General features: G+C 41.8%; 9 protein-coding genes. 1 reads left to right on the top strand and 8 read right to left on the bottom strand.

The annotated features are described in order from the left end of the window. Positions 1-33 precede the first annotated feature (33 nt). Complete coding sequence (locus AB5217_RS12270; RefSeq protein WP_004306525.1) at positions 34-1,671, top strand: fumarate hydratase; 1,638 nt, start codon at positions 34-36, stop codon at positions 1,669-1,671. A 175-nt stretch (positions 1,672-1,846) separates the two neighbouring features. On the opposite strand, the gene pelA is transcribed toward AB5217_RS12270, so the two are convergent. From pelA to AB5217_RS12310, 8 genes are all read right to left on the bottom strand, one after another. Beyond that, positions 1,847-2,941 carry a pectate lyase gene (pelA, locus tag AB5217_RS12275; protein WP_032843034.1) on the bottom strand — a complete coding sequence of 365 codons (1,095 nt, stop codon included), beginning with the start codon at positions 2,939-2,941 and terminating at the stop codon, positions 1,847-1,849. 151 nt (positions 2,942-3,092) lie between these two features. Then, positions 3,093-4,433 (bottom strand): TolC family protein, encoded by a 1,341-nt coding sequence (locus AB5217_RS12280; RefSeq protein WP_080706927.1) that lies wholly within the window; start codon positions 4,431-4,433, stop codon positions 3,093-3,095. After that, a complete protein-coding gene (locus tag AB5217_RS12285) occupies positions 4,430-7,462 on the bottom strand; it encodes an efflux RND transporter permease subunit (RefSeq protein ID WP_004316321.1) in 3,033 nt (1,010 codons plus the stop codon). The genes AB5217_RS12280 and AB5217_RS12285 overlap by 4 nt, the downstream gene beginning before the upstream one ends. Before the next feature lie 178 nt (positions 7,463-7,640). Further along, complete coding sequence (locus AB5217_RS12290; protein ID WP_032843036.1) at positions 7,641-8,729, bottom strand: efflux RND transporter periplasmic adaptor subunit; 1,089 nt, start codon at positions 8,727-8,729, stop codon at positions 7,641-7,643. A gap of 139 nt (positions 8,730-8,868) precedes the next feature. After that, complete coding sequence (locus AB5217_RS12295) at positions 8,869-9,540, bottom strand: hypothetical protein (protein ID WP_032854609.1); 672 nt, start codon at positions 9,538-9,540, stop codon at positions 8,869-8,871. A gap of 77 nt (positions 9,541-9,617) precedes the next feature. Continuing rightward, complete coding sequence (gene rsgA / locus AB5217_RS12300) at positions 9,618-10,550, bottom strand: ribosome small subunit-dependent GTPase A (RefSeq protein WP_032844567.1); 933 nt, start codon at positions 10,548-10,550, stop codon at positions 9,618-9,620. Positions 10,551-10,656: 106 nt separating this feature from the next. Further along, positions 10,657-11,217: a ribosome recycling factor gene (frr, locus tag AB5217_RS12305; RefSeq protein ID WP_004299198.1), complete on the bottom strand. Its 561-nt coding sequence runs from the start codon at positions 11,215-11,217 to the stop codon at positions 10,657-10,659. A gap of 51 nt (positions 11,218-11,268) precedes the next feature. Then, the gene (locus tag AB5217_RS12310) at positions 11,269-12,180 is read right to left on the bottom strand and encodes an EamA family transporter (protein WP_032844568.1); all 912 of its coding nucleotides are present in this window, start codon (positions 12,178-12,180) and stop codon (positions 11,269-11,271) included. Between the last annotated feature and the right edge of the window lie 360 nt (positions 12,181-12,540).

A 12,540-nucleotide genomic window follows, 5' to 3' on the forward strand; every position in this document is an offset into this window, starting at 1 on the left:
CTAACTAACATTACGTAATAAAATAAGAAACTTATGGCAACACCTCCGTTTAAGTATCAGCCCATGTTTGAAAAGGGAAAAGATACAACTGAGTATTATCTGCTTACAAAAGACTATGTATCAGTAAGCGAGTTTGAAGGAAATCCCATCCTGAAAATTGAAAAAGAAGGTTTGACTGCGATGGCTAATGCAGCTTTTCGTGATGTATCATTCATGCTTCGTCGTTCGCACAACGAACAAGTTGCTAAGATTCTGAGTGATCCGGAAGCAAGTGAAAACGATAAGTATGTGGCATTGACTTTCCTGCGTAACGCAGAAGTTGCTTCAAAAGGTGTACTTCCATTCTGCCAGGACACCGGTACTGCTATTATCCATGGTGAAAAGGGACAGCAGGTATGGACTGGATATTCTGATGAAGAAGCGCTTTCACTGGGCGTATATAAAACATACACTGAAGAAAACCTGCGTTATTCACAGAATGCGCCTCTGAATATGTATGATGAGGTAAATACAAAATGTAACCTCCCTGCACAGATTGACATCGAAGCTACCGAAGGTATGGAATATGAATTCCTTTGTGTAACAAAAGGTGGTGGTTCTGCCAACAAGACATATTTGTATCAGGAAACAAAAGCGATCCTGAATCCCGGTACATTGGTTCCGTTCCTGGTTGAAAAGATGAAAACATTGGGAACAGCCGCTTGTCCTCCTTATCATATCGCTTTCGTGATAGGTGGTACTTCTGCTGAAAAGAACCTGTTGACAGTGAAATTAGCTTCTACTCATTTCTATGATAACCTGCCGACTACCGGAAACGAATATGGTCGTGCATTCCGCGATGTCGAACTGGAAAAAGAAGTATTGGCAGAAGCTCACAAGATTGGGTTGGGGGCACAATTCGGAGGTAAATATCTTGCTCATGATGTACGCATCATCCGTCTGCCTCGTCATGGTGCATCTTGTCCGGTAGGTTTGGGCGTATCTTGCTCTGCCGACCGTAACATCAAATGTAAAATAAATAAGGAAGGTATCTGGATTGAGAAACTGGATTCAAATCCGGGTGAACTGATTCCGGCTGAACTGCGTCAGGCAGGTGAAGGTGATGTTGTGAAGATCGACCTGAACCGTCCGATGCCTGAAATCCTGAAAGAACTGACTAAATATCCGGTTGCTACCCGTCTGTCATTGAACGGAACGATTATCGTAGGTCGTGACATCGCTCATGCTAAACTAAAAGAACGTTTGGACCGCGGTGAAGACTTGCCACAATATATTAAGGATCATCCTATTTATTATGCAGGTCCGGCAAAAACTCCGGAAGGCATGGCGTGTGGCTCTATGGGTCCTACTACGGCAGGACGTATGGATTCTTATGTAGAACTGTTCCAAAGTCATGGCGGCAGCATGGTGATGTTGGCAAAAGGTAACCGTAGCCAGCAGGTGACAGATGCTTGTCAGAAATATGGTGGTTTCTATCTTGGTTCTATCGGAGGTCCGGCAGCTATCCTTGCACAGAACAACATCAAGAGCATCGAATGTGTGGAATATCCGGAATTGGGTATGGAAGCTATCTGGAAGATTGAAGTAGAAAACTTCCCTGCATTTATTTTGGTAGATGATAAGGGTAACGACTTCTTCAAACAGTTGAAACCGTGGAATTGCAAAAAATAATCGGTTGATACCTGTTGGGATAAAACTATAAGAAGAGGCTGTAAATGCCTTGAATTAATAAAGGGGCTGTCTGACTATTTTATTGTTAGACAGCCCCTCTTCTTATTTTAAGGACTTAACGATTTTTCGGATATTTACTTTTGCAATGTAAACATCAAACTTTCATCAGTTATGATTACTTATTCTGTTCTTTTTTCCATTTTTCATATCTCTTCAACACCTTGCTTCCATCTTTGTTATACCAACTATAACCATTTCGGCGTTCGTGTCCGATTTCCGATATATCATATTTTTTAATGCCATCACGGTCGCAGAAAAAAGGCCGGTTTGTTTCCAGATCATAAAAACGTGCCCAAAGAGTAGGACAGTCTTCACAGGGAACCATGCGATAGTCTTTTTTGCCATCACTGTTAGTGAAATATTCCTTCTGTATTCCTTTTATTTCAGACTTTTGGAACCATTTGATAGCACCTTCTATGGATTTTACAACGTCTGCAGATGGATGGGGAAGTGACATTAACAGTAATACAATGTTGTCAGACTCTTGTCCGCTTAGTGACGGGAGTTCATAGGCACGTGCTTTGCAGGGTTCCAAAGTGACACGGTCATGTTGGGCGCACCACACTGTTAACTCTCCATTTTGGCGCACCTGCGTTTTGAGTATACACTCTATCCCTTTATTAAATGCATTACGTGCTTGTTCACAGATCTTGTCAGGAAGGAAAGTGTACGGAGCTTTCTTTTCGTATATGCTCCGAAGTTGATTCATGACTCTCACCATTGCATTGTCATTGTAGGTGATTTGTACATAATAACCTTTGGGACGCGGATAAAATTGAGGCCATCCACCGTTTTCATACTGCGATTTGAGCAGATATTGAATACCGTTCAGCACTCCTTCTTTATATTTCTCCTTTTGCGTAGCCAGATAAAGCCGTGACAAATATTCTATTTCTGTCGTGGTGGCATTGTTGTCAATGGTACTTTGGTTGGTATCTTCTTTAGCTTTTAGTGCCGCATTATATTCTTGTTCCGTCAGTTCTGCCGGCATATAGATATTCTTGGGCCAGCCTCCAGTCGTTTGTTGATAGAGTAACACGTTGTCACCGATGCGTTGGGCTTCTTCCGTCTTGAAGAAATCATCGTCAAATTTAGGGGCGATGTGTACCCATTCTTTGTAGTTCTGTTGTTTTCTGTAATCTGTTGCTTTTTGGGCTGAGGCGTTTGTCAGGATAAAAAGTAGCAGTAAGAAAAGACTTAGTTTTCTCATGGCTTGTATTATTTAATGTTTTTATAGTATGCAAATGTAGGAAGAAAGAAAAACATCGATATGTAATAACTGTTTTTTATACAGTAAAAATTGGGTTAACCCTCCCGATAAGAAGATTAACCCAATCAAAAAATAAATGGAAACTACTTCCTTATTCCAGATATTTCGTAATCTTTCCGCTGATTTGCAACAGGGATATTTCGCAAAGTTTCGTATTATATTCAGCAGAAAGGATGCGTTCCTCTGCATCTAACAAACTTTTTTGTGCTTCACGTACTTCAAAACCGGAGAGGTCCCCCTGTATATAACGGTCCATGGCAATATCGTGATTGTCTTTGGCGGTTATCAGGTTTTGACGTTCCAGATTCAGCAGTTGGAGATTGTTGCGATAGGCTTGCCATAGGTTACTGAGATCAGAGCGAAGTGCTAATTCCAGATCCTGTCGTTCCAGGCGACGATTCTTGAAAGCCAGACTTGCATTTCTCTTTTCGCGGCGACGATTACCGTCGAAGATATTAAAACCGACAGTTATTCCGGCATTAAAGCCCAGTTCACCTCTTCTGCTGTTTGCGTTGATGTCATACTTGTTGAACGTATATCCATATCCGGTATTTAATTTGAGATATGGATAGTTGCGTGAGTTTATTTTCTTGTAGTCCAATTGGGCAAGTACCGTGTTTTGATCGGCCTTGAGCAAAGAAGCATTGGTTGCTAACGTAGAATTCCACAAATCATCAAATTGCAAGTCGCTGTGTACGTCGATGGTGGAATCTTTGATAATAATGTTTTGATTGACATTGTTGTTAGCCATCAGTTCATTCAACTGGATACGTGAAGAATGTAGCAATTCCTGTTGTTTGATGTATTGGGCACTGTCTGCGTTGAAATCCACTTTTGCCTGCTGATAATCCAGCCCTGAAAACTTACCGACCAGGTGACTAGCCTCGGCTATGCGCAAGCGCTCTTTGGAAAGTGACATTGCATAATGAAAGTTTTTCAGACGGATCTTCTGCTGGATAAAATTATAGTATTCGGAAGTCAGGGCAGCAATAAAATCTTCAATGGCAATACGCGTGTTGGTTTCCCCCTGACGTTCCAGCTCTTTCAACTGTTTGTAGGTGGTACTGATATTGAATCCGTCGAAAATAGTCCAGTTGAGGTTAAGACCGACATTAACCGTCTGATCGTAGACTCCGTTGTTCTTTGTTATTTCTCCGGTAGCACGCGCCTTGGTCTCAATATTGTCCAGGTTTCCGGTATATCTGGCAGAGAAGTCCAGTGTAGGCAGGTAACCCGCATTTCCTAATGTTGCGTTGTTTTTGCTGATCTGCTCTTCGTTATGGATGATACGTAAAGAGTAATTGTTTTGCAATCCTTCTTCCAGACACTCCTTGAGAGTGAGAACTTGTGCCTTTGCAAAAGAGACTGATAAGAAGGCACATGCAATGGTGATATAAATGATGCGTTTCATGCAGATTCCTTTCTGTTTCATTCTTGTAGTTTTTTGATTCGGTTAGTCGAAATGTAACTGTAAATAGCCGGTACAATGTACATCGTAAGCAGAGTGGATACGACCATACCACCCACCACTGCCGTACCCATGGCAATACGCTGGTTACAACCTTCTCCGGTGGCAAATGCCAGCGGGATAAGTCCCAAAACCGTAGAGGCACTTGTCATCAGGATCGGACGGAGGCGTTGAAGGGCAGCATCTTTGATGGCGCTCATTTTATCCTCTCCGGCTTCCTGTTTCTGATTGGCAAATTCTACAATAAGAATACCGTTCTTCGCCACCAGACCGATCAGCATGATAATACCGATCTGACTGAAAATATTCATCGTAATATCTCCGAAATACATGAAGACCAAAGCTCCGGCAATAGCCAGCGGCACTGTCAACATGATAATCAACGGATCTTTGAAACTTTCAAACTGGGCTGCCAGAATCAGGTAAATCAAAAGGATAGCCAGGATAAAGGCGAACATCAGACTGGAGGAACTTTCACGATATTCTTTCGAGTCTCCCGACAGGGCAGTGCGGAAAGTGTCATCCAATGTTTCTTTGGCAATCTTATCCATTTCATCCAAGCCTTGCCCGATTGTTTTGCCGTCTGCCAATCCCGCAGAGATGGTAGCTGACACAAAACGATTATAACGATACAACTTTGGAGGTGCAATACCACTTTCCAATTCAATCAAGTTGTCCAGCTGAATCATATCCCCACTACTGCTGCGGACGTAAATCGCTTTCAGGTCGGCCGGCTTGTTTCGTTGCTGGCGGTTGATTTCACCAAGAATTTCGTATTGTTTACCGTTCATATAGAAATATCCCATACGTTGGCCGCTTAATCCATATTGCAGCGTTTGAGCAATGTTTTTGGTACTTACCCCCATAATACTGGCCTTGTCGCGGTTGATCTGAATACGAGCTTCCGGTTTACTGAACTTCAAATCAACGTCCGCCATCTGGAAAACAGGATTCTCATATACTTTAGCCATAAACTTGGGCAACACTTCTTCCAGCTTTTCCAAATTGGTAGCCTGAAGTACATATTGTACAGGCATGCTTCCACGACGTCCGCCGAAAGAAGACTGCTGCTGTACGAATGAACGCGCCATTGTTTTCTTCTGTACCGCTTTTGATATTTTCTCTGCCACATCCATCTGGGTATAATTACGTTCATTCATATCCTTCAGCGTGATGCGCACGTTTCCGCTACCGCTGGATACACGGGCAGTTACAGCCTCTGCATCAGGCAGAATAGAGTCTACCAGTTGATTGATGTCTTCTGTGTAATCCCTGATATATTCATAGGTGACGCCTTCCGCTCCTCGTGTATTGATACTGATTTGCGAACGGTCTTCAAGTGGGGCCATTTCCGCAGGAACTGCATTCCACAGAATACCAATCAGGCAAATGGTGATGAAAGTAAATGGAAGAGCGATCCAGCGTTTACTAAGAAAAGCGGCAAGCGAACGGCTGTATAGCCGGTTCATTCCTTCAAAGAACGGTTCTGTTTTTGCATAGAACCAACTTTGTTTTTCCCGTTTAATGAGTAACTTCGTTGCCAACATCGGAGTGAAAGTCAATGCGGCAAATGAGGATATAATCACCGAACCCGAAATAACGATACTGAACTCACGGAATAATCGTCCCGTCATTCCATCCATAAAGACGATAGGGAAGAATACCGCTACCAGCGTAATAGTGGTGGAAATAACGGCAAAGAAAATTTCTTTGGCTCCTTCTATTCCCGCTTCTTTCGGGGTCATTCCTTTCTCTATACGGATGTAGATATTTTCTGTCATAACGATGGCGTCATCTACCACCAGTCCCACCGATAGTACGATGGCGAGCATGGAAAGCACATTGATGGAGAATCCTGCCAGATACATAACGAAGAAAGCGCCGATAAGGGAAACAGGGATTACGATACAAGGCACCAACGTGACGCGCCAGTCACGCAGGAAGAGGAAGATAATGATGATTACGAGTACAAAAGCTTCATATACAGTGGACTTAACCTCATTGATAGATGCACGGATAAACTTGGTATTATCAAAACCATAATTATAGTGTACATCTTCCGGCAAGTCTTTTTTCATTTGCTCCATACGTTGGTATACAGCATCCGCAATCTCAATATGGTTGGCTCCCGGCTGTGGAATGACTACGACACCCACCATAGGAACGCCGTTCATCTTCATATAACTCTTAATATCAGCCGGCCCCAGTTCAGCACGTCCGATATCACTGAATCGTACAATACGGTTATTCTCTTCTTTGACAATCAAGTCATTGAATTCATCTGCGGTATGCATCAATCCTAGTGTACGGATCGTCAACTCGGTGGTATTTCCTTCGATACTACCTGAAGGAAGTTCCACATTTTCGTTATCTACAGCGTTTTTAACATCGACGGGAGTGATACCGTAACCTGCCATCTTTACCGGGTCGAGCCAAAGGCGCATGGAGTAACGCTTCTCTCCCCAGATAGATACACTACTTACATCAGAAATAGTCTGTAATTGTTCTTTCACAGTCAGATCCGCTATTTCACTTAATTCCAACAGAGAACGTTTGTCACTCTGAAGAGCAACCATCAAGATAGGCATGGCATCGGCATCTGCTTTTGAAACTGTCGGTGGGTCACAGTCGCGAGGCAGATAACGTTGGGCACGTGAAACCTTGTCACGTACGTCGTTGGCCGCTGTTTCCAGATCGACGGACAATTCAAATTCTACTGTAATACGGCTTTGCCCCTGCTGGCTCACACTGGACAAAGAACGGATACCGGGAATACCGTTGATATTCTGTTCCAACGGTTCAGTTATCTGGTTTTCGATAACGTCGGCATTAGCTCCCGGATAAGAGCAGCTGACAGAAATAATCGGATTATCTACCGACGGATATTCGCGGACACCCAAATAGTTGTATCCGATGAATCCGAAAAGGAGGATAATAATCGTTAATACTGTGGCTAATACCGGGCGACGTATACTTAATTCGGAGATGTTCATTGATTTATGATTTCTGATTTCTGAATTATGATTTCTGAGTTATGGATTGAAGATTTCTGATTTCTGATTTTTGAATTATGATTTCTGATTTCTGAATGTTTGCTGTATTTTGCTGACTTATAAATCATAAATTATTTGGCTTATAAATCATAAATCAGAATTCATAAATCATAAATTCTCATTCTTCAATATTGTCAAGTGTTACGGCGAGTCCGGTACGGAGTTGCAATGTTCCTGAAGTGATGATTGTGTCTCCTACGTGCAATCCTCTAATCACTTGCACTTCAGATGCGGTGCGGATACCAGTAATGATATCCACCGGTTCGGCCTTTCCTGATTTATACAGATAGATTTTATCTTTACCCATTTCCGGCACAATTGCTTCCGTTGGGATGGCTATTGCATTAGGTATTTCATCCTTTTTCAACAGTACACTGGCATAACGGCCGGGAAGTAGGGTGCGATTGACATTCGGGTATAATGCACGGGCGGTAAATTGATGCAGATTCGGATCGATGGCAGATTCTACAGCGTATACCTGTGCGCCAAAAGCATCCAATGTTCCTTCAACGCTGAAATTGAGATTGGTACCCTTTTTGATTTGCTTGGCATAACGTTCCGGAACGGAAAATTCAACCTTCAGTGGAGCGATTTTTGTCAGCTTGGCAACGACTGTGGTCGGAGACGCATACGTACCGATACTGACTTGGCGAAGTCCGATCACTCCGTCAAACGGAGCACGTAGCTCTGTCAGTTCAATATTAGCTTTGATAATTTCTATATCGGCATTCAGAGTTGCTAAATCCGTTTTCACCTGTTCGTAGGCTTCTTTACTGACAGCATCCCGTTTCAATAAAGCATCCTGGCGGAATACACGGTCTTCTGCCAGTTTCAATTGCGAAATCAACCTTTGCAATTGTGCCTGCAACTGTCTGTCATTCACTTTGGCTAGTAATTGGCCTTTCTTTACGGCTGTTCCTTCTTCAAAGTTGATTTCTACAATCTTTCCCGACGTTTCGAAAGACAAATCCACTTCTTCATCGGGCAGAAGTACACCGGTAGTGGTGAATTCATCTGTCAGAGATTGCGGTTTTATGACCTTGGCGTTCACATTTAAAACTTGTTTTCCTCTTTTTTTATTACCGCCCATCACTTTGTCGGCGGCTGCTAGTTCGTCGTTTTTTTTCGGTAATTGTGAGTAGATTCCTCCACCGATAATCCCGGCACCAACAAGAATAATGATGCCCCATTTAGTCTTCTTATTCATGGTTTAGTATTGTATATGGCAATTATAATATAATCTTTGAAGATTAGACTTTCCCTGACTGGAAAGGTTTAATCTGTAAATGATAGAAAAAAAGTTAATGCATCTTTTTCAGTTTAATAAGCTCATACACTTAAGGGAACTATTCTTTTATGGCATATAGAAGGGTGGTTGACAAGACTTTCCCTTTTTTAGTGATAGTTTCTGATTTTACCAGCCCAATATTTTTGGCATACCAGTCTATTGAATATTCGGTTTCTGAAATGAACATGACTTTTCCTTTTTGTTCCGTGTAGATTTTAATGCAATCAAAATCTCCCGCAGGAGTATGTATGGTTTCACGTCCTTTATATTTTCCTTTTAGAGAAGCTTTCATAGTCATTGGTCCTGATTTTTGCAAGAAATTACACTGTGGTATATCATCTCCATTCTGAACATGATCCTTTAAAGGTATGCTAATTCGTCCTTCTGCATATATGTTCTTAGAATATTTCTGATATTCATATTCTGATTTACCATCCAAAAGGATAACTTCGGTCATATCTTGACTCTTATGATAAATATAGAATAACCTGTTGATACCACTTTTTATACTTAGAGAATCATAGTGCTCTCCGAAAGCATCTTCTCTTATGATTAAGCGATCACCTTTATCAACCACGTCTGCGATGCACATAGTATCTTTCAGTGTTTTTCCTTCCTTTACTTCGGTTGTTACATAGTAAGCAGTTCTTCCTTTTTTAATACTGCAATATTGTGCATGTGCGGAAATTATGTATAAAATGAAACATAATAAAACTAAGATTTTTTTCATATTGTTTTTTTGTGTGTACTATTATAACTATAAGTGTGAACAGCATTGGTTTTATAAGCACGCTGCTCGCATTTTTTCTAATAAGCAGCCCGATATTTTCCTTCCTCTTTATCTTCCAACATATTGAGATAAGAGGTATAACGGGATTCGCTGATGAGGTGCTCTTCCACTGCTTTGCGTACGGCACATCCCGGTTCATGACGATGTGTACAGTTGCCATATTTGCAGTCGGCGGAGGTTTTGAATATTTCGGGAAAATAATGTCCGATCTCTTCTTCTTCCATATCGAATGTGCCGAAGCCCTTGATACCCGGAGTATCGATGATATAGCCATCTCCTTCCACAGGGAACATTTCGGAGAAAGTAGTAGTATGCATTCCTTTGTTGTGGTAAGAAGAAATTTCGCCGGTCTTGGCTGCTATGCCCGGCAGTATGGAATTGATAAGAGTCGATTTGCCGACTCCCGAATGTCCGGAAAATAAAGTAATCTTGCCTTCCAGTGCTTTTTTGATTTCAGCCACTCCAGTGCCGTTCTTTGCGGAAACTTTGAAGCAAGGGTAGCCGATTTGTGTGTATAAGTTGATAAGGGCGTCCAGATAGCGGAGTTCATCTTCGTCGTAAGCATCTACCTTATTAAATACCAGTTTGACAGGGACGCGATAGGCCTCTGCGGATGCAAGAAAGCGATCAATAAAAATAGTGGAAGTTTCCGGATAATTGATGGTTACCACCAGCATACACTGGTCGAGATTGGCAGCAAGGATATGAGATTGTTTGGAAAGATTGGACGAGCGGCGGATGATGTAGTTCTTTCTATCTTCTATTTCACTGATAAAAGCAATGCCTTCCTGATTAAGTATAATCCGGACACGATCACCCACTGCAACAGGATTAGTACTGCGAATCCCCTTCAACCGGAAATTCCCTTTGATTTTACATTCAATAGATTGTCCGTCATCGGTTTTCACCTGATACCAACTACCCGTGTTTTTGATTACTAATCCTTTCATATAAATTATAAATTAAAAATGAAGAATGAAGAATTCAGGCTGTGTTTCAACTGAATAATACAGCATTATAATTCCTCATTCTTCATTCTTAATTCTTCATTATTTTTTAGACGGTCATAATTTCTTTATCCTTTTCAGCCAGCATATCATCGATTTGTTTGATATACTTATCATGAATTTTTTGCAGTTTGGCTTCCGCATTCTTCTGCTCGTCTTCTGCCAATCCGTCTTTTACGGCCTTTTTCAGTGCGTCGATGCCGTCACGACGCGCGTTGCGTACGCTTACTTTAGCCGTTTCGCCTTCTCCTTTACACTGTTTTGCCAGTTGTTTACGGCGTTCTTCCGTCAGGGGAGGGATGCCGATACGGATCATTTCTCCATTGTTTTCGGGCATGATACCGAGGTCAGAGTCGATGATTGCTTTTTCGATGACACGGAACATGCTTTTATCCCAAGGCTTGATTACGATACTGCGGGCGTCCGGAGTAGTAATTGCTGCTACATTGCTGATAGGTACCATACTTCCGTAAGAATCTACGCGGATACCATCTAATAAGCGTGCACTCGCTTTTCCGGCGCGGATATGTGCCAGTGCTTCTTCCAGATACATGATGGCCATATCCATCTTTTCTTGTGCATTGTCAAGGCAAGTCTTTACGTCTACCATATTTTTTGAGATTTAAAATTGCATTTTGATTGATTAAGTAGCAAAAGTATATTATTTTTTGTTCATCTGCAACAGCATACCCATCTTTTTTATGAGTGACTTGCCAATGATAATCAGGGTAACGGCGGTGATAATCATTAAAATACCCATCATTAAGCGGGGAGTCAGTTTTTCGTGAAACAGGAGAACACCGAAGAATAAAGCTGTCACCGGTTCCAAAGCACCCAATATTGCCGTTGGTGTAGAGCCTATATAATGGATGGCCAGTGCGGTACAGACCAGTGATACGGCAGTTGGCAGGATGGCGAGTGATAATACATCGGCCCAGAGCCAGGCAGACGGTATTACTTGCAGTTCCGTACAGAAATTTAAACGGACGATATAAACCGATAGTCCGAACAAAATGGCATAGAAGGTAAGTTTCGTGGTCGGCAGGTTTTTCAATGTCGAACGGTTTACACCTACTATATATATAGCATAAGAGAGTGAAGACAACAGAACAAAGATAATTCCCAAAGTCGATAGTGGTTTGTTGCCGTCTCCCTGATAAAGCAAGGCAATGCCTGAAAGTGCCAGCAGGATGGAGAAAACGGTAATGGCGGAAATCTTTTCCTTGAAGAATATTCCCATGATGACAGCTACCATCACCGGATAAACAAACAGAATCGTTGAAGCAATTCCGGCATCCATATAATTATAGCTCATAAACAAAAGCAGTGATGAAAAAGAGAATAACAATCCCATAATGACTAAGGGCAAAACGTCTGCCTTATGAAGTGCAAAAGACTGATGCTGCACTTTCATCAGAATACCCAATACGATTGCCGCAAAGAAGTACCGGTAGAATAAAACGGTATCGACACTCATTCCGGCTGCATAGAGCGGAAGTGCAAAAAGAGGATTCATACCGTAGCTCGCAGCGGCAATCGCTCCATAGATAAAACCTTTGGTTTTGTTGGTCATTGTTTTGCTTTTTTTAATGGCGTGCAAAAGTACGCAGTTCGCCAATGATAAACAAGTGTTTAGGCGGTTGATAGTATAATTTAATCTTTCGTATGCTAAAAACTATTTCTTGGTAAAGAGATAACTAATCTTGTTTATGCATAAAATTAATCGTCTGACAGTTGTCAAACTTGCGTCTGACTACTGTTGAACTTTCGTCTGACTACTGTCAGACGAAAAAGAATCAACTGTCAGACGATTAATTTTATTCGATAGGGAGATTAGTCATACGCCTTCCGAGTAATAGTCTGTAGGCAATAGGCAATCAGGTTTTTGAATAAACGCTTGCATATATCTTGGATTTTCCCGAATATTGCATCT

Origin of the sequence: Bacteroides sp. MSSM.1001136sp1_RTP21357st2_D2_RTP21359_211015, from assembly GCF_040913205.1 — a bacterium.
Classification (GTDB): Bacteria; Bacteroidota; Bacteroidia; order Bacteroidales; family Bacteroidaceae; genus Bacteroides; species Bacteroides ovatus.

What these genes read in the sequence shown, in the direction of transcription:
- AB5217_RS12310 (WP_032844568.1), bottom strand. Translation starts at nt 12,180, where the DNA reads ATGACCAACAAAACCAAAGGTTTTATCTATGGAGCGATTGCCGCTGCG.
- rsgA (WP_032844567.1), bottom strand. Translation starts at nt 10,550, where the DNA reads ATGAAAGGATTAGTAATCAAAAACACGGGTAGTTGGTATCAGGTGAAA.
- AB5217_RS12280 (WP_080706927.1), bottom strand. Translation starts at nt 4,433, where the DNA reads ATGAAACAGAAAGGAATCTGCATGAAACGCATCATTTATATCACCATT.
- pelA (WP_032843034.1), bottom strand. Translation starts at nt 2,941, where the DNA reads ATGAGAAAACTAAGTCTTTTCTTACTGCTACTTTTTATCCTGACAAAC.
- AB5217_RS12290 (WP_032843036.1), bottom strand. Translation starts at nt 8,729, where the DNA reads ATGAATAAGAAGACTAAATGGGGCATCATTATTCTTGTTGGTGCCGGG.
- AB5217_RS12295 (WP_032854609.1), bottom strand. Translation starts at nt 9,540, where the DNA reads ATGAAAAAAATCTTAGTTTTATTATGTTTCATTTTATACATAATTTCC.
- frr (WP_004299198.1), bottom strand. Translation starts at nt 11,217, where the DNA reads ATGGTAGACGTAAAGACTTGCCTTGACAATGCACAAGAAAAGATGGAT.
- AB5217_RS12270 (WP_004306525.1), top strand. Translation starts at nt 34, where the DNA reads ATGGCAACACCTCCGTTTAAGTATCAGCCCATGTTTGAAAAGGGAAAA.
- AB5217_RS12285 (WP_004316321.1), bottom strand. Translation starts at nt 7,462, where the DNA reads ATGAACATCTCCGAATTAAGTATACGTCGCCCGGTATTAGCCACAGTA.